21 protein-coding genes are annotated in these 22,103 nt (G+C 52.4%); 9 read left to right on the top strand and 12 right to left on the bottom strand.

Translation table 11 applies throughout. The annotated features are described in order from the left end of the window. Positions 1-23: 23 nt before the first annotated feature. The 4 genes from argB to coaBC form a co-directional block, all read right to left on the bottom strand. On the bottom strand, positions 24-932 hold the full coding sequence (gene argB / locus ONV78_RS15485; RefSeq protein WP_011394984.1) for an acetylglutamate kinase: 909 nt from the start codon (positions 930-932) through the stop codon (positions 24-26). 68 nt (positions 933-1,000) lie between these two features. Next, complete coding sequence (locus ONV78_RS31930) at positions 1,001-3,649, bottom strand: phosphomannomutase/phosphoglucomutase (RefSeq protein WP_347815416.1); 2,649 nt, start codon at positions 3,647-3,649, stop codon at positions 1,001-1,003. Positions 3,650-3,799: 150 nt separating this feature from the next. Continuing rightward, positions 3,800-4,258, bottom strand: a complete 459-nt coding sequence (gene dut, locus ONV78_RS15475; protein WP_279504357.1) for a dUTP diphosphatase — start codon at positions 4,256-4,258, stop codon at positions 3,800-3,802. Between the two features lie 16 nt (positions 4,259-4,274). After that, complete coding sequence (gene coaBC, locus ONV78_RS15470) at positions 4,275-5,495, bottom strand: bifunctional phosphopantothenoylcysteine decarboxylase/phosphopantothenate--cysteine ligase CoaBC (RefSeq protein ID WP_279504355.1); 1,221 nt, start codon at positions 5,493-5,495, stop codon at positions 4,275-4,277. 160 nt (positions 5,496-5,655) lie between these two features. Between coaBC and radC the strand changes: the two genes are divergently transcribed. From radC to rpmG, 3 genes are all read left to right on the top strand, one after another. Continuing rightward, positions 5,656-6,330: a DNA repair protein RadC gene (radC, locus tag ONV78_RS15465; protein ID WP_127968586.1), complete on the top strand. Its 675-nt coding sequence runs from the start codon at positions 5,656-5,658 to the stop codon at positions 6,328-6,330. A 216-nt stretch (positions 6,331-6,546) separates the two neighbouring features. Then, positions 6,547-6,783, top strand: coding sequence for a 50S ribosomal protein L28 (gene rpmB, locus ONV78_RS15460; RefSeq protein ID WP_127968585.1), 237 nt, complete (start codon positions 6,547-6,549; stop codon positions 6,781-6,783). An 11-nt stretch (positions 6,784-6,794) separates the two neighbouring features. After that, the gene (rpmG, locus tag ONV78_RS15455) at positions 6,795-6,950 is read left to right on the top strand and encodes a 50S ribosomal protein L33 (RefSeq protein WP_011394978.1); all 156 of its coding nucleotides are present in this window, start codon (positions 6,795-6,797) and stop codon (positions 6,948-6,950) included. Between the two features lie 74 nt (positions 6,951-7,024). On the opposite strand, the gene ONV78_RS15450 is transcribed toward rpmG, so the two are convergent. The 3 genes from ONV78_RS15450 to ONV78_RS15440 all read right to left on the bottom strand — a co-directional run bounded on the left by ONV78_RS15450 (position 7,025) and on the right by ONV78_RS15440 (position 9,356). Next, the gene (locus tag ONV78_RS15450) at positions 7,025-7,882 is read right to left on the bottom strand and encodes an endonuclease/exonuclease/phosphatase family protein (RefSeq protein ID WP_279504350.1); all 858 of its coding nucleotides are present in this window, start codon (positions 7,880-7,882) and stop codon (positions 7,025-7,027) included. A 40-nt stretch (positions 7,883-7,922) separates the two neighbouring features. After that, positions 7,923-8,558 (bottom strand): thiol:disulfide interchange protein DsbA/DsbL, encoded by a 636-nt coding sequence (locus ONV78_RS15445; protein WP_216736517.1) that lies wholly within the window; start codon positions 8,556-8,558, stop codon positions 7,923-7,925. Between the two features lie 192 nt (positions 8,559-8,750). Then, a complete protein-coding gene (locus ONV78_RS15440; protein ID WP_279504348.1) occupies positions 8,751-9,356 on the bottom strand; it encodes a c-type cytochrome in 606 nt (201 codons plus the stop codon). A 282-nt stretch (positions 9,357-9,638) separates the two neighbouring features. Here ONV78_RS15440 and yihA point away from each other — a divergent pair, with 282 nt between their 5' ends. Continuing rightward, positions 9,639-10,307, top strand: coding sequence for a ribosome biogenesis GTP-binding protein YihA/YsxC (gene yihA / locus ONV78_RS15435; protein ID WP_216736515.1), 669 nt, complete (start codon positions 9,639-9,641; stop codon positions 10,305-10,307). Between the two features lie 19 nt (positions 10,308-10,326). On the opposite strand, the gene ONV78_RS15430 is transcribed toward yihA, so the two are convergent. After that, positions 10,327-10,986, bottom strand: a complete 660-nt coding sequence (locus ONV78_RS15430; RefSeq protein ID WP_216736514.1) for a TetR/AcrR family transcriptional regulator — start codon at positions 10,984-10,986, stop codon at positions 10,327-10,329. A gap of 161 nt (positions 10,987-11,147) precedes the next feature. Here ONV78_RS15430 and ONV78_RS15425 point away from each other — a divergent pair, with 161 nt between their 5' ends. The 4 genes from ONV78_RS15425 to ONV78_RS15410 all read left to right on the top strand — a co-directional run bounded on the left by ONV78_RS15425 (position 11,148) and on the right by ONV78_RS15410 (position 14,397). After that, complete coding sequence (locus tag ONV78_RS15425) at positions 11,148-12,593, top strand: coniferyl aldehyde dehydrogenase (protein ID WP_279504344.1); 1,446 nt, start codon at positions 11,148-11,150, stop codon at positions 12,591-12,593. 157 nt (positions 12,594-12,750) lie between these two features. After that, positions 12,751-13,236: a pantetheine-phosphate adenylyltransferase gene (gene coaD, locus ONV78_RS15420; protein WP_279504342.1), complete on the top strand. Its 486-nt coding sequence runs from the start codon at positions 12,751-12,753 to the stop codon at positions 13,234-13,236. A gap of 112 nt (positions 13,237-13,348) precedes the next feature. After that, the gene (locus tag ONV78_RS15415; protein ID WP_279504340.1) at positions 13,349-13,606 is read left to right on the top strand and encodes a YfhL family 4Fe-4S dicluster ferredoxin; all 258 of its coding nucleotides are present in this window, start codon (positions 13,349-13,351) and stop codon (positions 13,604-13,606) included. Positions 13,607-13,842: 236 nt separating this feature from the next. Next, the gene (locus ONV78_RS15410; protein ID WP_279504338.1) at positions 13,843-14,397 is read left to right on the top strand and encodes a hypothetical protein; all 555 of its coding nucleotides are present in this window, start codon (positions 13,843-13,845) and stop codon (positions 14,395-14,397) included. Between the two features lie 11 nt (positions 14,398-14,408). Here ONV78_RS15410 and ONV78_RS15405 read toward each other — a convergent pair whose 3' ends face one another. Genes ONV78_RS15405 through hemB form a run of 3 tightly spaced genes read right to left on the bottom strand, consistent with a single transcriptional unit; the run spans position 14,409 to position 18,651 of the window. Further along, complete coding sequence (locus tag ONV78_RS15405; protein WP_279504335.1) at positions 14,409-15,443, bottom strand: AI-2E family transporter; 1,035 nt, start codon at positions 15,441-15,443, stop codon at positions 14,409-14,411. Between the two features lie 33 nt (positions 15,444-15,476). After that, positions 15,477-17,615 (bottom strand): polyphosphate kinase 1, encoded by a 2,139-nt coding sequence (ppk1, locus tag ONV78_RS15400; protein WP_279504334.1) that lies wholly within the window; start codon positions 17,613-17,615, stop codon positions 15,477-15,479. 28 nt (positions 17,616-17,643) lie between these two features. Beyond that, a complete protein-coding gene (gene hemB / locus ONV78_RS15395; RefSeq protein ID WP_279504332.1) occupies positions 17,644-18,651 on the bottom strand; it encodes a porphobilinogen synthase in 1,008 nt (335 codons plus the stop codon). A gap of 184 nt (positions 18,652-18,835) precedes the next feature. Here hemB and ONV78_RS15390 point away from each other — a divergent pair, with 184 nt between their 5' ends. Then, positions 18,836-21,022 carry an FAD-dependent oxidoreductase gene (locus ONV78_RS15390; protein ID WP_279504331.1) on the top strand — a complete coding sequence of 729 codons (2,187 nt, stop codon included), beginning with the start codon at positions 18,836-18,838 and terminating at the stop codon, positions 21,020-21,022. Between the two features lie 79 nt (positions 21,023-21,101). Here the strand turns inward: ONV78_RS15390 and ONV78_RS15385 are convergent, their stop codons facing one another. Then, the gene (locus ONV78_RS15385; protein ID WP_279504330.1) at positions 21,102-21,896 is read right to left on the bottom strand and encodes a DUF3592 domain-containing protein; all 795 of its coding nucleotides are present in this window, start codon (positions 21,894-21,896) and stop codon (positions 21,102-21,104) included. Between the last annotated feature and the right edge of the window lie 207 nt (positions 21,897-22,103).

Genomic DNA, 22,103 nt, shown 5'->3' with positions numbered 1-22,103 from the left:
CTTTTCTGCGGTTTGGCGCTAGATCAGGCGTCGTCGCAGCCTTTGCGGGTTATCAAGGTGCCTACGCCTTCATCGGTAAAGATTTCCAATAGCGTGGCGTGGGGAACCCGGCCGTCGATGATATGGGCGCTATGCACGCCATTTTTCACCGCTGACAGGGCGCATTCGATCTTGGGCAGCATTCCACCGTGAATAGTGCCGTCAGCGATAAGTTCGTCGACTTGCTTTGTGCTCAGGCCAGTCAACACTTTGCCTTCCTTATTCATCAGGCCGGCGATATTGGTAAGCAACATCAGCTTTTCCGCCTGCAGTACTTCAGCAACTTTACCTGCGACCAGGTCGGCGTTGATATTGTAGGACGCGCCATCCTGACCGACGCCAATAGGCGCAATAACAGGAATACAATCGCTGTCAGTGAGCATGGTGATGATATCTTTGCGTACGCCCGTTACTTCCCCGACATGCCCAATGTCGATGATCTCCGGCTTTTGCATATCAGGCGTGGCGCGGGTGACTTCCAGTTTTCGCGCAGTAATGAAGTTGGCGTCTTTGCCAGTCAAACCGATAGCTTTACCGCCATTGCGGTTGATCAGGGCGACGATGTCTTTGTTAACCGAACCGCCCAGCACCATTTCCACCACGTCCATGGTTTCACTGTCCGTGACACGTAGTCCGTTTATAAAACTGGATTTGATATTAAGTCGCTGCAGCAAATCTCCGATCTGCGGGCCGCCGCCATGCACAACGATAGGATTGATCCCTACCAGTTTCATCATGACCACATCTCGGGCGAAGCTGTTTTTCAACTCTTCATCCGTCATGGCGTTGCCGCCGTATTTGATCACAATGGTTTTCCCCGCAAAGCGCTGTATGTAAGGCAGCGCTTTGCTCAATACCGCCGCAACCTGGAGGGCGTTATCTCGATCAAGCATAATTCCGTTAGTCTCCTGCGAATCTCAACGCACAGTTTCAGCGAGCCCACTCCCGGACCCGCTGTGATTTAAAAAGGAATAGACAAAGAAGGGTCCACGGCCAACAACTGGTCGCGGAAAACTTTTTGAATGCGCGCCAGCGCTTCCTGACTCTCCGCTTCAAAGCGCAGCACCAGCACTGGCGTGGTATTGGAAGCCCTGCACAGGCCCCAGCCATCAGCGTACTCAACTCTCACGCCATCAATACTGGACACGTTACCGTCGCCCCAGGATGCGTTTTGAGACAGTTTTTCCATGACCATAAACTTGCTGCTGTCACTGACCGCAACGTTGATTTCCGGGGTGGAAACATCTTCCGGGAACTCGTCAAACACAGCGTCTGCGTTGCGCTCATCGATACCAAGAATTTCCAACAGACGAGCGGCGCTGTATATGCCATCGTCAAAACCGAACCAGCGCTCCTTGAAGAAAATATGGCCGCTCATCTCTCCCGCCAACAATGCGCCCGTCTCTTTCATCTTGGCCTTGATCAGGGAGTGTCCGGTCCGCCACATGATCGGACGGCCGCCATAGCTGGAAATAAGGGAGTTCAGTCGGCGGCTGCATTTCACGTCGAAAATAACATCAGCGCCGGGATTACGGGAAACGACATCCTTGGCGAACAACATCAACAGACGGTCCGGCCAGATAATCTTACCTTTCGCCGTAACCACGCCTATGCGGTCACCGTCGCCATCAAAGGCCACGCCAATATCCGCCCCCACTTCCTTCACCTTGGCGATAAGCGCTTGCAGGTTCTCCGGCTTGCCCGGATCTGGGTGGTGATTTGGAAAGTTGCCATCCACCTCGCAGAACAGCGGCGTTACTTCGCAGCCCAGTTCTTCAATCAGCTTGGGCGCAATATCGCCAGCAACGCCATTACCCGCATCCAACACCACTTTAAGCGGCGCAGCAACAGCAATATCATTGACGATGGCGTCGATATAATTCTGGCGGATATCCTGATTTCTCAGCTCCCCCTGCCCTTTAATATAGTTCTGCGTACGTATCCGCTGCAGCAGCTTCTGAATCTCAGCCTGCGCCAACGTGTCTCCCGCCAACATCATCTTAACGCCGTTATACTCGGCGGGATTATGGCTGCCAGTCACCATCGCGCCAGAGAGCGTTTGCGTATGATGCGCAGCAAAATAGAGTACTGGTGTAGGCACCAGCCCCACATTAATGACATTAACGCCGGTCGCCATAATCCCTTGCGCCAGCGCCTTCGCCAAAGCTGGGCTGGATTCACGGCCGTCATAGCCCAGGCACATGTCCGTCACATTTTTCTGGCGCGCTTCAGAGCCCAGCGCTCGCCCGATCTCGTACACCACTTTAGCATCCAGGGTATCGCCCACTACTCCGCGAATATCATAGGCTCGGAATATGGTATCGGAGACATTCACAACCTGGGATTCGTTGACCTCCATTGACGCGCCCTCGCCAAAGTCTGAGGCAGGCTCGTCATCGTGTAACCCCAGCAGATCGTCGTCCTCTCCCAGCATGCTGATATCCAGCGCATCATCATTAAACAGCGGCGCAGCCTCCTCTTTGGCAGGCTGAGGCGCTTTCTTAGCCGGAGCCGCCTCAGCCCCTGAGTCAGCAGCCGTGGCTTTGGATTTAGTGGGGATTGAGCGCTTCACAACTGTCTGACGCGCCTGATCCAGCAACACGACCATAGAATGGAACGCAAGCAAAGAGATCTTGGGCGAACTCGGCTTTTCTCCCATGATGCAGGCTTGGCCAAATGCAGTGACCGCGGAAATATCCTTGCGCACCTTCTTCGTAAGCAAAAACACGGGCGCAGCCGCTAATCCCGCTGCTAATAAAGCAATAGCGAGCGCGACGATCCACAACATCTGGTCGCTATATGAAAAGCGGGCGGACTCGTTGGGGTAATACGCCACTTGCCATTGCGGCAGCGCCGTACCGCCCACAAGCTTGTCGCCTGAGCCTTGGCCATGTTCTATCACCACTCGTTGCTGTCCGCCAACGGACTGCAGCAGCTGATACTTCCCACCGCCAGTCTGGCGCCAGGTCGGCTCCAGAATCTCAGTGCTGAACATCACTAAAACCGTGCCCACAATCACGTTGGAATCTGTTTGCACCGGCTTTACGACTTGAATAAACCATTTTTCGTTAGATACGAAGGCTTCCAGGCGCACCGCCTTGCCTTGTTCTACATTACGCACCATATCCAGGCTGGCGAAGCTCACCGGCACCGGAGTTTCCGTGTCGCGCACGCCTCTTCCCTTCTGAAACGCCACCGCCCGCACTGCGGCAGGCAACGTTTTAGTAGCGATACCTGTAACTTGCGCACGCACTTGATCATCCACAAATCTGGCAGCGTCCACACTGCCCGCCAAGACTGCGACCTGATCCTCGATAAATTTCAGACGGTTATTAATGACGGACACCGCCGCATCCAGATTACTCTTCTGGGTCGCGGCATTGACTTCATCCATCAAGGGCTGCAGTACCGTGGCTTTTAATACAAAAGCGGTGACGACGACGCAAACCGCCGCCAAGGCTGCGCTCAATCCGGCAAAAAGCCCCGGACCGGCAAGCCCTTTGGTTTCCGTCTGTTTGCTTTTATTCGCTGGGGCCGGCTTGGGCTTCTTTGCGCCGTTACCGTTCGCTTTGCCGTTAGTCTCCGCCTGCTTCTTTTTCATCGGTTTCATTGATAAGCCAATTTACCTTTTGTTCGCATTTCGCCACATGGCCTCAGCACGCCCTTCGCACACTGAAGCTAACGTCATGTAAAGAATACACATTTACTGCAACTCGGCCTACGCCGCTTAGTTGCGGCGGTTATCAAAACGAGCAAATGCTTATTTAGTTCCCGTTGAACCAAAGCCGCCTGCGCCACGAGAGCTGTCATTAAAATCGTCAACAATCTCAAAACCAACCTGCACCACAGGCACAATCACCATCTGCGCTATGCGTTCGCCAACATTAATGGTGAATGCCTCGTTCCCTCTGTTCCAACACGAGACCATGACCTCGCCTTGATAGTCCGAGTCAATCAGACCAACCAGATTCCCCAGGACGATTCCGTGCTTATGTCCCAAGCCTGAACGGGGCAGTAGCATAGCCGCCAATCCGGGGTCAGAGAGATGAATCGCCATTCCCGTGGGTATAAGCGTAGTCTCCCCTGGTTGAAGCGTGACAGGTTCCGCCAGACAGGCGCGCAAATCCAGACCAGCGGAGCCGTCAGTTGCGTATGCGGGTAGTGGGATTTCCTTGCCCAGACGTTTATCCAGAACCTTCACGAGTAATGCTTGTTTCATGAAACTCAGACCAAATTCAATTATCAGTAGATAGTGTTTTTCGATATTGCTGGACGATGTGAGACATTAGTTGTCCCGCCAGCGCCTGCTTGGATTGTTTAGCTATTGGAATCACCTCATCCCGGCTAATGAGGGAAACTTCGTTATCATCGCTGTTAAAACCGATGTCTTTGCGAGAAACATCATTCGCGACGATCAGATTAATATTTTTACGCTCCAACTTGCCGCGCGCGTACTCTTCCACTTTCTGGGTTTCCGCAGCAAAGCCAACCGTAAATGGAGCGTTTTGCAAGGCGGCGATATCCGCGAGAATGTCAGGGTTGCGCGTCAATGTAATCTGTAGCTGCTCAGCGGTCTTTTTCATTTTTTGGTCAGCCGTAGCTACAGGCCGATAATCCGCGACCGCCGCTGCGGAAATGAAGATATCAGCACCCGCCTGCACCGCAGCCAAGGCTTTCGTATGCATTTCCAATGCGCCTTCCACATTAACGACCTTCACTCCGCCGGGCTTAGCCAAGGCAACCGGACCGGAGATCAAAGTGACCTGAGCCCCCATCCCGGCCGCAGCCTCCGCCAAGGCATACCCCATTTTTCCTGAGCTGTCGTTACTGATGTAACGCACCGGGTCAATACGTTCACGGGTCGGCCCAGCAGTAATCACGACGCTGCAGTTCCTAAGCTGATCTCCCAAGGCGAAATACGCTTCCGTCAAAGCAAGCATAGCAGCCGGCTCCAACATCCGCCCGGGCCCCAAGTCTCCACAGGCTTGCTCACCTGCATCAGGCCCCCATATAAAGGTACGAGGTCGCAGCGAAACCAGTTTTTGCACATTCGCATGAGTCATTGGATTGCGCCACATGGCTTGGTTCATCGCAGGAGCCACCGCCAACGGCGCTTCACTGGCGAGCAGCACAGTGGTGAGCAAATCATCCGCTAATCCGCCCGCGATTCGGGCGATAGCATCCGCGGATGCCGGCGCAACAATGATTAAGTCCGCCCAACGGGCCAATTCGATATGCCCCATCCCCATCTCGGCTTCGGGGTCCAAAAGACTGTCTCTAACGGGTCTGCCTGATAGCGCCTGGAAGGTTAACGGGGTGATAAACGCTTTTGCGCCTGACGTCATCAACACTTGTATTTCAGCGCCGCTTTTTACCAACAATCGGGTTAGTTCAGCGCATTTATAGGCGGCGATTCCACCCGTGATCGCCAGTAAAACTTTTCTGCCGGTAAGCATCGCGTTACTTCACTCTGTCCCCGTTTTGACTGGGGCTACGATAGCACCAGTCCGTTTTTTTTTCATCGCATTTGTATATAATAGCGGCCGTTTTGATTGCCGCAGCATATCAAAGCAAAGATGTATTTAATGGATGAACAAATCAGTAAAGGGATTTTGTATGCCTATCTCCGATTGGCCAAAGGCCGACCGTCCTCGCGAAAAGCTTATCGCCCATGGCGCCAGCAAATTAAGTGAAACCGAACTTCTCGCTATATTCTTCCGAACCGGCTCTCGCGGCCGCAGCGCGGTGGATCTTGCTCGCGACACCATTAACCAGTTCGGCGGGCTTCGCCCCTTACTGGACGCCAGCCTGGATGAATTCACCCAGGTTCCTGGTTTAGGCGAAGCAAAATACAGTCAATTGCAGGCGGCGACGGAACTCGCCAAGCGCTACCTGCAGGAAAAAATGCAGCGAAGCCATAATCTCACCAGCCCCGAACTGACGCGGGAATATCTGAGCGCCCACCTGCGACATTATCCTTATGAGGTTTTCGCCGCCTTATTTCTGGACAACCAACATCGCGTCATCGCCTACGAAGAGTTATTCCGCGGCACTATCGACTCCGCCAGCGTGCACCCACGGGAAGTGGTGCGCAGAGTGCTAAAACACAACGCGGCGGCTATAATATTCGCTCACAATCATCCGTCCGGCGTCGCAGAGCCGAGTCTTAGCGACAAGGAAATCACAGAAACTCTCCGCAAAGCGCTGAGATTGGTTGACGTGCGAGTTCTGGACCATATGATTGTCGGCGACGGAGAAGTCGTTTCTCTGGCGGAGCGGGGTTGGATTTAAACTCTCCGCCCATATAAAGAAGCGCTTGCGACTGAAAAGCATAAAGAGATGCGCCAAGCCCTTTGGAAATTGTGCAAAAAATGCAAAATATTTTGCCTTGAAAGCCTCTTTCTGCTATAAAGTCGTGCTCATTTTTACGGGTCTGGGTAAAGCGGGAAATTCTCCACCCAGAAGCAGGAATTTTTCAGTACCAACGTTTGGTTGGAGGCGAGTCAAATGTCTAGAGTTTGTCAGGTTACGGGCAAAGGCCCAATAACTGGTAACAATGTTTCTCACGCAAACAACAAAACCAAGCGCCGTTTTCTTCCGAATCTGCAAACTCATCGTTTCTGGGTCGAGAATGAAAAGCGCTTCGTTAAGTTGCGTGTTTCTACTAAAGGTATGCGAATCATCGATAAAGTCGGCATTGATAAAGTGCTGAGCGATATTCGCGCACGTGGCGGCAAGGTTTAAGGAGCTATATTATGCGCGAGAAGATCAGATTGGTTTCTTCAGCTGGAACCGGCCATTTCTACACTACTACTAAAAATAAGCGCACTATGCCTGAGAAAATGGAGATCAAAAAATTTGATCCTGTTGTTCGCAAGCACGTTGCTTATAAAGAAGCCAAGATCAAGTAAGCATCTTACTTCTTCAAGATAACGGCCAAGCCCTTTCAGCTTGGCTGATGAAAGCCCGGCCTAGTCGGGTTTTTTTACGCCTGTCCTTTTCCATACCCTACTGGCAACGCCACATCTACCGCAACAGGGAGGTGGTCAGACACGGGAAAACATACCACACCAGCGTTTCTGATCTGCAACCCGGGGCTAACCATAATATGATCAAGGGAGCGCTCAGGACGCCAGCTCGGAAAGGTATTCACTCGCTCAGGTAAAGACACCAGAGTCGTGCGTCCCAGCGCCGTAGAGCTTAGCAACTGTTCCGCATGGTTGTTCAGATCCCCCATCAAAACAACATGCTCATATCCGTCAATTAACTCGCAGACATGCTCCAATTGCTGACATTGCGCCTTTTCACCCAATGACAGGTGCAACATCACCACAACAAGAGGATTAGTGGGATCGCCATAAGTTGCGATAATCGCGCCCCGTCCAGGAATAACGCCAGGCAACTTATGTTGCGTAACCGAGTTCGGCCGATAACGACTCAACAGCCCATTACTGTGCTGAGCAATACGCCCAAGATTTCGATTCAACTGTTGGAACCAGTATGGATGCCCGCTCTTCTCAGCCAGATATTCCACCTGATTGACAAAGCCGCTACGAATACTGCCGCCATCGCACTCCTGCAGCGCTACCACATCATACTGGCTCAGCAAAGCAGCGATACGATCAAGGTTTTTATTACGGGACTGACTAGGCAAAACATGCTGCCAGCTACGCGTCACATAATGACGATATGCCGCAGTCGAAATGCCTACTTGAATATTAAAACTGAGAAGACGGATATGTCTGTGGTGGGGAAATTCTTCAGCTGCATTCATGTCGCCCTCCATGACGGGAGAGCGACGAGGTAGTAGGGCGCCGAACTTATCTCTGAACTTTTGATACACGCCCCAGCACTCCTACTACGTTAGTTTAGTTAGCGCCCTCTCAAGAACCTTTTGCTTGGCGCTCTTTATCTATCAGGAAGTCGGCAACCTTCAGCATATCCTCGTAAGTACCGCCACGAATAGCGTCTATGCGGTATTTACCATTAACCACCAACGCAGGCACCCCTGTCGCACGGGCAGAAAGCGCACGTGAAGCGGCTTGCTCAACTTTGGACTTCACACTGAAAGAATTATAGGCCTTTTTAAACTGTGCTTCTTCCACGCCATACTCAGCGAAGAATTTAGCCAAATCATCTTCGGAGTTGATGGACTGGTGATCTCTCGCCAGCGCATCGAACAGCGGCTGATGCATTTTTTCTGAAACGTCCAATGCTTCCGCCGTGTAGAAAGCCTGAGCATGAGCCTTCCAGATCTTATTGAAAGCCGCTGGCGAACGGAAGAAGCTTACATCTTCCGGCAAACTCTTTTTCCAAGCGTTAACCAGAGGATCAAACTTGTAACAGTGAGGACAGCCGTACCAGAACAACTCCACCACTTCGATCTTAGAAGCGTCGCGCACCGGAATCTGCGCCGGCAACGTTTTATAGTGCTGTCCTTCAACATAAGTCTCAGCCCTGGCCGCCAGAGCAACCAGACCCAAAGTCATTATTAATAGAATCCTGGCGAACTTCCGCATTTACGATCTCCGAGCTCCGTTGATTAGAAAATATTTGCAGGCATGCTGTAAGGAAAAAAGTTTTACCTCTTAGCATTCATTATGCAACTCCAGAGCCGCGCTTATGACAAACAATTAATATGGCTGCAAGCTGCGATAACAAAAAAGGCGGCCAAAGCCGCCTTTTTCGAACTGGTATATTCCAGGCTGCGATTAGTGCAGGCCCAGAATATAGTTAGCTAATGCTTTGATCTCTGCATCGCTCATATTGGCGGCGATGTCGCGCATGATGCGGGTCTCGCCATCATTGGAGCGGTCGCCAGAACGGAAGTTCTGTAATTGCTTGGCGACATAGTCAGAATGCTGGCCGCTTAGACGAGGAAATCCTGCTGGGAAGTTGCCTGCACCATTGGGAGAATGGCAACCGGAACAGGCGGGGATGCCTTTGGCGGCGTTACCTGCGCGATAAAGCGACTCGCCCTTCTCTAGAGAAGCCTCACTGGCGGAGCCGACTGTTGCAGGCTGACTGGCGAAGTATGCGGCGATATCCTCGATATCCTGGTCTGACAGGTTATCTGTCAATCCAGCCATTTCCGGCACTGCGCGATTTCCGGACTTGATATCGTGAATCTGTTTGATCAGATATCTCTCCCCCTGCCCCGCCAGTTTGGGGAAGTTGGGAACGGCGCTGTTACCGTCAGCACCATGGCAGGCCGCGCAAACTGCAGATTTGGTCTGTCCCGCCTTAGGGTCTCCCTCAGCGTGCGCCAGGCCAACCATACCCATCGCCAGCACCAAACCAGTTACGAAAATTCTCATTGTTGACCCCATCAGCTACCTATTTAATTTGCAATTACATTGTTGAGGCGCTTTGATCCAAGATACCCCAAGCACAATCAGTATCTTATTTTACCAATTCGCGCATGCTGCAATTACGTGAAAAGAACTGGATTATCTTTCCACGCCCTTAAAACGGTCTGGTATTATACATAAAACACTCAAAACATGAACGAATAAACAACGCGACATCGTCATTCAAAAACGCAGCCTCAAAGCGATGCTGCATCCACTCATTTTTCAATATTTGCAAGCATTAAAGGTATGACCCAAACCACCAAACGCCCCGTCTCATATCAAAGCGCCCGCTTCCTTATGAGCGCAGAACAGTTGCAGCAGTGTCCGCCTGATATGGGCGTAGAGGTCGCCTTCGCCGGACGCTCTAATGCAGGAAAATCCAGCGCTCTGAACGCGATCACCCAAAATGGGAAACTGGCGAAGACATCCAAGACGCCGGGCCGCACTCAGCTTATTAACTTCTTTACCCTGAATAGCGAAGGCTGCCGACTGGTCGATCTTCCAGGTTATGGCTACGCCAAAGTACCAAAAGCCATGCTTGAAAAGTGGCGGAGCAATTTGCAGCGCTATTTAGAACACAGATTGACGCTAAACGCTTTGATCCTGGTCATGGATATCCGACATCCTCTCAGCCCCTTTGACTGCAGCATGCTTGACTGGTGCGAAGCGCGGGGACTGCCGACACTGGTGTTGCTAACGAAAGCAGACAAACTCAAGTTCGGCCCCGCCAAAAGTGCGCTTCAAGAGGTAAGAAAAGAGCTGAAGAAGAATTGGAAGTTCCCTGTCGAAGCGCAGCTCTTTTCCTCCGTCAGCAAAACGGGAGTTGAAGAAGCCCACGCATTTATGGACCGCTTTTTTATTCCGCCTGACGACACGGCTTCAGATATTGAGGAAACCGCTGAGCCCCAAGCATAAGCATCTCACGACCAGCGACTCATAGACCCAGGTCATTGAGAACGCTGGGGGAGTAATTCTGCTGTAATCCGGTCACTTGATCATAAAACGCGGGCTGCAGATACGGCGCTTCCAGACAAATAACCTGATATATCCCATGCTTGAGAGTGTCTTTACGGATCAAGGCGCTCTCTTCGCCTGCGGCGGTTTTTAGAAACGACATCCAGTTCGTCACCACCAGCCAGACATTTAAAGCCAGAGATCGACGCAAGTGGTCGGAAACCGGCCTTAAAATACCAGACAGCTCCATTCCCCTGATGATATTCACCACACTGCCGATACAGCGCTGCGTGAATTTACGATAGTCAGCCTTCAAGCGCTCATCTGACTCAAGATAATGCTCCAGATCCCGATGGAAAAAGCGGTAGCTCCATAAGCCATCGAATACTGACTCAAGATAATCAAACTGATCCTCAACAGTCAGAGGCCGCCCCTCCGGGGCTTGTAGATAGTGATCGACCAGCAGCTGATACTGTAAAAAAATCTCGTAAATAATGTCCGTTTTATTGCGGAAGTGATAATAGAGATTGCCCGGAGAGATGCCTAAGTGAGAGGCGATATGATTAGTAGTGATATTGCGTTCTCCGCGCTCATTAAATAAATCCAGACTGGCTAAAATTATCTTTTCTCTAGTGTTCATTACGACTGCTCTGATCCAAACCGGCGGCTTTCATTATGAATAGTTCCTTCTACACATCCAGGCCTTGACACCTAGAGTATATACTCTAAAAATATAACCACTGATGCAAGCGTAGAAAAACAAAAATCAGCACCATGGGGCAAGACGCCCAGGAGGCGATAATGGCGGCGGACGTTCTCACGATCACAACTAGCAAAAAAGAAATTCAGCACCTGCACCGGGCGTATCAAGCGCAAAAGCGCGCGTTTGACCACGACCCCAATCCCAGTTACGAAGTGCGGCGCGACACCTTGATTCGCTTGAAAAAAGCGTTGCTGAACAATCAAGAGGCGTTGCTTGACGCCATTAATGAAGACTTTTCCTCCCGCTCTCGCGACGAAACGCTTTTAGCGGAGTTTATGCCCGCCATTCAAGGCATCAACTATACGCTGAAGCACCTTAAATCCTGGATGAAACCCTCCCGCCGGCAGGTTGGCCTACTGTTTTTCGGTTCCGAAAATTCAGTCCACTACCAAGCGCTGGGCGTGGTAGGCGTCATCGTTCCCTGGAATTATCCTCTCAACCTGGCGGTTGGTCCTCTTATTACCGCATTAGCGGCAGGCAATCGGGCGATGATAAAAATGTCCGAGTATACGCCGCGCACTTCCCAGGTATTCCAGGACCTCATGGCCAACACCTTTAGCGAGGATCTGGTTTCCGTAATCGTTGGTGAAGCGGATGTCGCCGCCGAGTTCTCTCGCCAGCCATTTGACCACCTGATATTCACTGGCTCCACTACTGTCGGACGCATGGTCATGCGCGCCGCGGCGGAAAACCTGACGCCCGTGACGCTTGAACTAGGCGGCAAGTCTCCCGCAGTCATCTCGAAAAACCTTCCGATTACTGACGCAGCGGAGCGTATCGCATTCGGTAAAGCCTTTAACGCCGGCCAAACCTGCATTGCGCCGGATTATGTCTTGTGTCCTGAGGATAAGGTCGAGCCTTTTATAGACGCCTTCAGGGAAAAGTTTCGCAAGCTGTATGCAACATTGAAGGACAACCCGGACTACACCGCGATTATCAACGATCGCCAACACAAACGTCTTTGCGGCTATTTAAAAGATGCGGAGGACAAAGGCGCTACATTGATTGAATTGAATCCGGCCAATGAAGATTTCAGCCGCGGCACCCGCAAACTCCCATTGACGCTGATTATCAACGCCACGCCAGAGATGAAAGTGTTGCAGGAGGAAATATTCGGACCTCTGTTGCCGATAGTTCCCTACCACTCCATCGATGACGCCATTCGCTACATTAACAACCGTCCTCGCCCTTTGGCGCTCTATTACTTCGGCTACAAGAAAAGCGAGCAGAAACATTTGCTGGAGCGTACTCACGCAGGCGGCGTCTGCATCAACGATACGCTAGTGCACTTCGCCCAGGACGACCTTCCGTTTGGCGGCATCGGCGAGTCTGGCATGGGGCACTATCACGGCAAGGAAGGCTTTCTCACCTTCTCCAACCACAAAGCCGTGCATACAAAGCAGCGCTTCCACAGCGGAAAAATCATCTTTCCCCCCCATGGCACACTGCTGCATCAATTGGTATACAAGCTGTTCCTGCGTTAGCAGGAGCAGCCGAACGTTCGCCGATAGACGCCTCCAGCGACTCAACTTGCGCCGCGCCTTCAGGGCGCGTAGCCTATACGCGAATTGCGCGCCGTATAGGCTATGCGCCCACTTAACCCCATAACACCTCTTTAGCTGACGCCGGAATCTTCCGTCTATGAATACCGTTATCTACCCAGGCACCTTTGACCCTATCACCAATGGTCATAAAGACTTGATCGCCCGCGCTTCGCGCATCTTCGATAAAGTGGTGGTGGCCGTTGCAGCCAGCCCGAAAAAGAATCCTCTGTTTTCACTGGAAGAGCGGGTGGACCTGGTGCGTCAGGTCGTCAAGCCGTTCTCCAACGTAGATGTAAAAGGGTTCAGCAACCTGTTAGCGGATTTCGTACAACAAAACCAGGCCAATATCATTCTCCGCGGGCTGCGCGCCGTGTCCGATTTTGAGTATGAGTTCCAACTCGCCGATATGAACCGCAAGCTGGCTCCAAACGTAGAAAGCCTATTTCTGACCCCTGCCAACCACCTTTCCTACATCTCCTCTACGCTTATCAGAGAAATCGCTGTGCTGGGCGGCGATGTGACGGAGTTTGTAGATCCAATCGTCTCTAAGGCCTTGCAACAACAATTCGCATTGCGCAAGTGATTCCAGGGTAGTGTTTTTGATACAATCGGCATGTTTCTAGAGCACTGTATAGTCGGATAGGGCAATAAAAGAGTGGCGGCGGCCACCCTGTCCGACAAGCATGAGGTACCTTATGGCGCTAATGATTACGGACGACTGCATCAACTGTGATGTATGCGAGCCGGAATGCCCGAATGAAGCGATTTCGCCGGGCGAAGAAATATATATTATCGACCCCAGCAAATGCACTGAGTGCGTCGGCCACTATGACGAACCACAGTGCCAGCAGGTATGCCCTGTCGACTGTATTCCTCTGGACCCTAACAAGGTGGAAACCGAAGAGGAACTGATGACGAAATATTACAAACTGACAGGCAACACGCCCGCTTAATATGCTTACCGGGACGGACGCATAACTGTCCGTCCCCACCTTTATCTACTCATCCCCTTTCTATATAAGTTCGGCAATATATCCTCACTCTCTTTTACTTGTTTTTACCTGATATAAAGGACTTACCTTTATTAGTTCACGACATCTTTAAGCAATGTGAGCTAAACTTATAAACTGGAAATGTATTTCCAAACGGCGAAGCCGTCTCATCATTGTGTTTTTGCTGGAGATAGATCATGGCTACCCGTGAGCGAGAAAAAGAAGCGGAAGACGAACAAATGACCGAAGCACAACGGCTGACGCTGCTTGAGAAAAGCATGTCGCTGAACCGCTTTTTCTTGCTGTTACTCGCCATGCTGATCGTCGTGACCTTATCCGTCACTATCACCGTCTCCATTATCAGTGCCATGGACAGCGGAGGCGATTCCGCAAAAACGGCGGAAATCACTGATCTGCAAAACAAAGTGCAGGAGCTGCGACAGGAACTCCAGGCGACCCGCGAGCAGGTCGCAGCCCTGAATGCCGAGATTCCCACTATTAAAACCTCCATTGCAAACGGCAGCGCCCCCGCTTTTCAGCGCCTGTTGCTGAAGCAGGAAGCGAGCTACCAGGAGTTTATTCGCGGCGTCAAAGAAGGGATGTACGATCTGGCGCGCATGGTGCCGGGATCTCGCACGTGGCTGGAACTCTATAATGAAAAAATGGACCGCGCGCTCCAGTTTAGTCAGGAGCGCCAGCGTGAACTACAGCGCCTGAACACAGGCGGCGTGCTTATTGAGCCCGGCGGCTGAACAGGCCTGGTTCATTCGCCTTCGCTTTCAGACCCCATCAGAATGGACATCCAGCGGGTTTCTTCGCTGGAGTCCAACGCAATCTTCAACATCATGGTTAACGGAACGGATAGCAGCATCCCCACCGGCCCCAGTATCCATCCCCAGAATACCAATGACAGAAACACCACCAGCGTAGACAGGCCCAATCCACGCCCCATGAACTTGGGCTCGATAATATTCCCCATCACCACATTGATCACGACATAGCCCGCGCCGGCGATAGCCGCATGACCCGGTCCCAGTTGGATCAAAGCCAGCAGCACAGCGGGGATCGCCGCGATGATCGACCCAATATTAGGGATAAAGTTGAACAGCAACGCCAGCACCGCCCATAGCAGCGCATAATCCACTCCCAACGCCAACAACATGATCCAAACTGTTAATCCCGTCACCAGACTGATGATGGTCTTTATCGACATGTAACGTTTTACGTTGTCGAGAAACAAGTCCATACGCTCAAAAGCCATGCGTCCCTCAAAGGCGCGATGTAGCTTATTGGGCAGCACCGTAGCCTCAAACACCATAAAAATTACGGTCAAAACAATGAGAAACGCGTTGGACAACACGCCCCCTAGTCCTCCCAGCATATTCACGGCGGTCTTGAGCAGCGAGCCAGGGTTGAAGTAATTCTTCACAACTCCCTGCGAGATATGTATCCCCAGTGAGCTCAACCAATTAATAAACTCCCCGCTAATCCCTTGCAGGCGCTCCTGGTAAAAGTCCAGGTTTTCCTTAAAGTCCGCCAATGACGAAGCAATGACGCTCACTACCAGCAACTGCGCGCAGGTGATTCCCACCAGCACCAGTATTAATGAAAGCCAGGCGGGTACGCCCTTGGACTGAAGGAAGACAAAGGGCGGCGTACACAAGATGGCGAAAAAAGCGGAAAGCAGAAAAACAGAGACAATAGACTCCGCCTGCTTAATACCGGCGACGACAACGATAAACGCCGCCAGGGTAATTAAAAATCGCGCGCCTGCAGAAAATCCTGCCTGCTGAGACATAAAAGTGCTCCTGGAAATTACGGAGAGGGCTTCCTAGACGGAAGCCAGCTGAGTAAGCAAAAAGTTCTGGGCGTTGAAGCGCTCTTCACCCTCTTCCATCACCTTGCGCTCATAGGAGCCATCCGGCTGTAGAAGCCAGGCGTTGGAGTTATCCCGCAAATAGGCGTCCAGCTCACTTTTGATACGCTCCGCCAACTCTTTTCGCTCGATGGGGAAACAGGTCTCCACCCGATTCAACAGATTGCGCACCATCCAATCCGCGCTGGAAGCGTACACTTCATACTTGCCATGATTGTGGAAATAAAAGGCGCGCGTATGTTCCAGAAAACGCCCGACAACTGAACGCACCTGAATATTTTCAGACACGCCGGGAATCCCCGGACGCAAGCAGCAAATGCCGCGAATAAGCAGATCAATACGCACCCCGGCCTGGGACGCTTCATACAGGGCCGTGATAACTTTAGGTTCGGTCAACGCATTGAACTTGGCGAGGATATACGCCTCTTTGCCCGCTTTGGCGTTTTCCGCTTCACGACTGATCAGTCCAAGCAATTTGTCATGCAACGTGAACGGCGCATGGAACAGCTTCCTGATTTTGAGCGCTTTGCCCATTCCGGTCAGCTGCAGGAATATCCTATGCACATCCTCGCACAGGGCGTTCTCCGCGGTCAGCAGGCTGTAGTCAGTGTAAAGTCTGGCGTTGCTGGCGTGGTAGTTGCCGGTGCCGAGGTGCACATAGCGCCGAAGCTGACCTTCCTCGCGACGGACAATCAAAATCATTTTGGCGTGAGTTTTAAAGCCCACCACGCCGTATACCACAATCACCCCCGCCTCCTGCAGGCGGCTCGCCAGCTCCAAGTTTTCCGCCTCGTCAAAACGGGCGCGCAGTTCGATAACCGCCGTCACTTCCTTGCCGCGACGAGCCGCATCCGCCAACGCCGCAACTATTTCAGACTGGCTGCCGGAGCGATACAGCGTCTGGCGAATGGCCAGCACGTTAGGATCTTTCGCAGCCTGACGCAGCAGGTCAATGACCGGCGTAAAACTCTGAAATGGATGCAGCAGCAGGATATCCTGCTTAGCGACGACCTCGAACAGGTTTTCTTTATGCCGCATTTCTTTGGGCAACCCTGGGGTGAATCCTGGGTATTGCAGATCAGGCCGATTAACGAAGTCATTTACGGCAAGCAAACGCGTCAGGTTTACCGGGCCAGCAACGCGATAACACTCCGTCTCCGTCAGACCAAACTCTTGCAACAGAAACTGCACCAGTTCCTCAGGGCAGTTATCCGCCACCTCTAACCGCACCGCATCGCCAAAACGACGGCTGAGCAGCTCCCCGCGCAATGCCTGCGCCAAGTCCTCCATATCGTCTTCTTCCAGCACCAAGTCCGCGTTACGAGTAATGCGGAACTGGTACATGCCCTTCACCGTCATACCAGGGAACAGGTCGTCGGCATGAGCGTGAATGACGGAAGAAAGGAAAATCAGGTTATCGCCGCCTTCGCAGACTTCGTCTGGTAACCGCACCAATCTTGGCAACGAACGCGGAGCCGGGACGATCGCCATGCCTGTCTCACGACCAAAAGCGTCTTTGCCGTCCAGCTCAACGATAAAGTTCAGGCTCTTATTGACCAGACGGGGAAAGGGGTGGCTGGGGTCCAGTCCGATAGGGTTGATGACTGGCAGCAATTCGCGCTCGAAATACTGGGCCACCCAATCCCGCTGGGTCGGCGTCCAGTCCGCACGGCGTAGAAAGAAGATGTTCTCCTGCTCCAGAGCGGGAATCATCACATCGTTCAGCTCACTGTATTGCTGCTCGACCAGCTTGTGCGCCTGCTCAGCGATGTGCTGTAAGGTCTGCGCCGGCGACATACCATCAGCGCCGACCGTTTCCCGTCCATATTTGATCTGTTGCTTAAGGCCCGCCACACGAATCTCGAAAAATTCGTCCATGTTGCTGCTGAAGATGCATGAAAACATCAGCCTCATCAGCAGCGGGTGGGAAGAATCCAAGACCTGATTCAACACTCGGGCGTTAAACTGCAGATGGCTCAGTTCACGGTTGAAGAAATACTCGGAACTGTTCAGGTCTATCACAGGGACCTGTGAGGAGTCAGCCTCCCCTTCTAACACATCATTAACGGCAACCGTTGTCGAATCGGTACTCATGAAACTGTAATCCTTAAGCGTTTGTTGGTTATGTCTGTTTTAAATGTTGCGCCGCCTTCTTGGCGAAATAGGTCAAAATCCCATCGGAGCCGGCGCGCTTGATGCAGGTCAGCGACTCCATCATCACCGCGGTCTCGTTCAACCAGCCCTGCTGGGCCGCCGCCATATGCATGGCGTATTCGCCGCTGACCTGATATACAAATGTCGGAACCTGAAACTCGGATTTGGCTCGACGCACTATATCGAGGTAGGGCATACCAGGCTTGACCATGATCATGTCAGCGCCTTCGGCCAAATCCAGCGCGATTTCCTGCATGGCCTCATCGCTGTTGGCGGGGTCCATCTGATAGCTGTATTTATCGCTTTTCCCCAGATTGGCCGCCGAGCCGACCGCGTCACGGAATGGCCCATAATAAGCGGACGCATACTTCGCCGAATAAGCGAGTATCCTTGTATTAATATAGCTTTGTTTTTCCAAAGCGCTGCGCAACTCGCCGATGCGTCCGTCCATCATATCCGACGGAGCTACGACGTCCGCGCCCGCTTCAGCATGGGTAAGGCCTTGTTTGACAAGTACTTCTACAGTCTCATCATTGAGCACATAACCTTTGTCGTTAATCAGGCCGTCCTGCCCATGCGTGGTGTAAGGGTCCAGGGCCACATCGGTGATCACGCCCAGTTCGGGAAAACGACTTTTAAGCGCCCGTACCGCTGTCGGGACCAGTCCTTCAGGATTATAGGCCTCCGCCGCATTCTCGCTTTTGCCAGCAGCCGGGATCACAGGAAACAAAGCGATAGCGGGAATCCCCAAGCCCACCAGTTCCTCCGCCTCACGCAACAAATCCTCGACGTTGACCCGCTCAATTCCTGGCATAGAATCAATCTTCTGCGCCTTCTCCTGGCCAGGAAGAACAAACATCGGGTAGATCAGGTCATCGACGGTAAGCGTGGTCTCGCGCATCAGTCGACGGGAAAAGTTATCGTAACGCATGCGTCTCATGCGCACAGCCGGATATTGACGGGGGGTAAATGCCACGTAATCGCCCTCTATGCTGTCAGAAAATTTATCGCATCATGATAAGCCTTTGTTTTCATGAGCGCCACGCCATTTCCTCACCTCAGAGAAGGGATTTCAGGCAAGATAAATTGAACTATTCTCCTCAGTACGAGGTCTATTTCATCACTGACTTTTTAACGCCTTTGGGTTTCGGAAATAAGACATGAAAGCAAAAAGACTTGGCCTGTTATTGCTGTTGGCGTTGCTGATCGGCGCATTTTTCCTGTTCGATCTCAACCGCTACTTCAGCCTCGAGTATTTTGCGGAGCAACGGGAGGCGATATCCGCCTACACCACAGCCAATCCGTTCACCGCCGCCGCCATATATTTTGTCGTCTATGTGGTGGTTACAGGCCTGTCTTTGCCGGCGGCGACTGTTTTAACCCTGGTTGGCGGCGCTGTTTTCGGACTGTTCGAAGGGACCTTACTGGTGTCATTCGCCAGCGTAATCGGCTCCACCGTCGCCTTTTTAGTTTCTCGTCTTTCCCTGCGCGACTGGGTGCAGGGCAGATTCGGCGACTCGCTGCAAGCTATTAACGCCGGCGTCGAGCGAGAGGGGGCGATGTACTTGTTTGGGCTCCGGTTGGTGCCGCTATTTCCGTTTTTCGTCATTAATCTTGTTATGGGGCTGACGCCAATTAAAACCCGCACTTTTTTCTGGGTCAGTCAGTTAGGCATGCTCCCCGGCACCATTGTGTACGTCAACGCAGGCACTCAACTCGGACAAGTGCAATCCGCTTCAGGTATTTTGACTCCAGGACTGATTGCATCTTTCGTACTGCTGGGAATATTTCCTTTTATCGCCCGACGCATCCTGGACGCGCTGAAGGCGCGCAAAGCCTTGGCGGGGGTAGATAAGCCAGCTCACTTTGATCGTAATCTGGTGGTTATTGGCGCCGGCGCGGCGGGGCTGGTGACGTCCTACATCGCTGCGGCGGTAAAAGCCAAAGTCACCCTTATTGAAAAGCACAAAATGGGTGGAGACTGCCTGAACACGGGATGCGTGCCCAGCAAAGCGTTAATCAGGTCAGCAAAGATCGCCAATTATGTCGAGCGCGCTGGCGAGTTTGGCGTGCAAACCAGTAGCCCTACCGTGGATTTCGCCGCCGTCATGGAACGCGTGCAGTCCGTGATCAAGCAGGTTGAGCCTCACGACTCCGTGCAGCGTTACACTGACCTGGGCGTTGAGTGCCTCGAAGGCGAAGCGACTATCCTCGATCCTTACCGGGTAAAGGTAAACGGGCAGGTTTTGACTACTCGCAATATCGTCATCGCAACCGGCGCGCGCCCATTTATCCCGCCAATCCCGGGCCTGGACTCAGTGGAGTATTACACCTCCGATACAATCTGGAGCCTGCGCGACAAGCCAGAGCGTCTACTGATCATTGGCGGAGGGCCTATTGGCTGCGAACTCACCCAGGCGTTTCATCGCCTGGGCGTCAAGGTCACGCAACTGGACATGTCCCCTCGACTGATGCCAAGAGAAGATGCGGATGTATCCGCAGCGGTGGAGGCGCGTTTTCGTAACGAGGGCGTTGACTTGCGCTTGGGCTATAGCGCAAAAGCATTCAAGCGAGACGCTTCTGGAAACAGCTTGTTGGTCTGTGAAAAAGACGGAGAGGAAATAGAACTCGCCTTCGATAAAGTGCTGCTGGCGGTCGGGCGCAAAGCCAACACCAGCAATCTGGGCCTGGAAAAACTACAGCTAAACGTCAATAAAGACGGAACGCTAAGAGTAAATGAGTACTTACAGACAGAAATACCGACGATCTACGCAGCAGGCGATGTCGCAGGCCCTTATCAATTTACCCACACTGCCGCCCACCAGGCCTGGTACGCAGCGGTAAACAGCCTGTTTGGCGTCTTTCGAAAATTCAGAGCGGACTACCGGGTGATCCCCTGGGCGACTTTCACTGACCCCGAGGTCGCGCGCGTTGGATTGAATGAGCAAGACGCTATCGCTCGCAATATTCCCTACGAAGTCACCCGTTATGGCATTGACGACCTGGACCGCGCCATCGCCGACAGTGAAGCACATGGATTTATCAAAGTATTGACCGTCCCCGGAAAAGACAAAATCCTCGGCGCCACTATCGTCGGCTACCATGCGGGCGAGCTGATTACGGAGTACATCACCGCAATGAAGCATGGCATTGGCCTCAACAAAATCCTGGGGGTTATCCACATCTACCCGACTTTGTCAGAAACCAATAAATACGCCGCTGGCGAGTGGAAACGCGCGCACGCGCCGCAAAAAGCGTTGCAATGGCTGGAGAAATGGCACCGCTGGAGGCGCAAGAGCGACACCGATATGAACTCTGCATTAGGGCAAAGCAACAACGAAGTTTAGTGCGGAGGCAGTTTGGGCGGCGCTCGGCAAACCGAGAAAGAGCCGCCCTCCTCCAACTCAGTTAGCGCCCCTATAAGAGCTAGTTTCTAATCACCGTATGCTGCACGACGCGGCTTGTCGCAGGTTGAACAAACTCGGCATCCGCTGTGAACTCGCCGCCCGATAATTGCGGGGCCAATCCAGCGCCGCCAAGGAAAAAAGCGGCCGCGAACAGAAATGCTCCCGTCGCCAGACAGCCTCCACCCAGCACCCGGGACGCCCAAATGCGGCGACGCTGTCTGCGATTGGTAAATAAAGCGCGCCAATGACATACATTGGTGGGCTCCTGCAAAAACACGCAGTTAAGCACGCGACGGCGCACGTGATGAACACTGTCCGCAGCGGTTTCATCCTGCTGACGCAGGTAGAGCACAATGATAAACAGGCAAATTGCCAGCACCACCGACCCCAGCAGGATATGCAACACGTCCACCTGTTGCCCTAACAGCATAGCGCCACCAAGAATACCGGCGACCAGCATGGTCATTGAGGCGATCATCAGCGCCACTAGACGGCCGATACGAGTGTGCTTGCGACGAGAGCGGGAGAACGAGAGTTGAACTTGGTCGCCAATCTGCAGACCAGCGATACATTTATCGTCAAGAGAAGTGAAGCGAATTCTATCGCCTTGCCATTGATATTCGATAACAGGAAAAAAGCTATATGACGCTTTGCCTGGCTGCGCGATTTTTTTACGCATGCCATAACCGGGCTCAAGCGAGACGACGCGCCCTTGAACGGCGTAAGCGCAGTGGAGAAACCGGGTGAACTCCCATATCAGGACCCACCCTGCAGTAATGAGCGTAAGGCCCATAAGCAGAATCAGGACGTCCATTGTGTTTTCCTTATTATTATCTTGTTTTCAACGCAATTTATTATTTGATGAGTGCACGCTGCGAAGGGAGAGTATAAAGAAGGAAAAATCTCACAGCAATAGCGTGACGCAGGTCTCAGGCAAGGAATTAAAGAAAAGCAAGGAGGGGGAATATTATTGACAATCAGAACAAAGACTTAATAGCAAAACCCGTAATCGCCGAGTCAC

The organism is Hahella sp. CR1, assembly GCF_029813005.1.
In the GTDB taxonomy this organism is placed as follows: Bacteria; Pseudomonadota; Gammaproteobacteria; order Pseudomonadales; family Oleiphilaceae; genus Hahella.
This window is presented reverse-complemented; position numbering and strand designations above follow the sequence as displayed.